Raw genomic sequence first — 530 nt, 5'->3', positions numbered from 1 at the left:
TCCACGGATGTGGCCCGGCTAGCGAAGGTCGCCACAGTAAGAGCCGAACTGGAACGCCAACTTGGTAGGGGCTGGCAGCGGGTAATACGGCGTGCACAGGAAGTCCTCAACATGGCTAGGGATGCAGGGCAGGGCCAGGCCGTGAAAGACCTTGCCAAAGCCGGCTACCCCACAATATTCCCTACCGTGCAGGCGGCAGCCGTAGAAACCATAGCCGCTGACCTGATCGCCCATCTTTCGCAGATCCCACCAATAGCTTTACGTGAGGCGGTTGACGTGTATCAGCGGATTATCTCCCGCCCAGTAGCCAGTGTTACTACCGGGGCGGAAACCCGGCTGAAAGCCACACAGGGCGCACTAAACAGTTTCGCCCGCCATGGGATAAGCGGATTCACTGACAAGGCCGGTAGACGGTGGCACATGGACACGTACGCAGAAATGGCCACACGCACAGGGGCAACGCACTCACTTGTTTACGGGTGGGCAAACACAATGACAGTTAACGGTGAAGATCTCGCCCTCGTTTCTGA

Annotated in this window: 1 protein-coding gene; it reads left to right on the top strand. The window is 58.1% G+C overall.

The features are described 5' to 3' along the window. Positions 1 to 111: 111 nt before the first annotated feature. The coding region (locus QP415_RS10755) for a phage minor capsid protein (protein WP_285100041.1) at positions 112 to 530 on the top strand (419 nt) is incomplete at its 3' end.

It is taken from the genome of Pauljensenia sp. UMB3104 (assembly GCF_030217285.1).
Classification (GTDB): Bacteria; Actinomycetota; Actinomycetes; order Actinomycetales; family Actinomycetaceae; genus Pauljensenia.
This window is presented reverse-complemented; position numbering and strand designations above follow the sequence as displayed.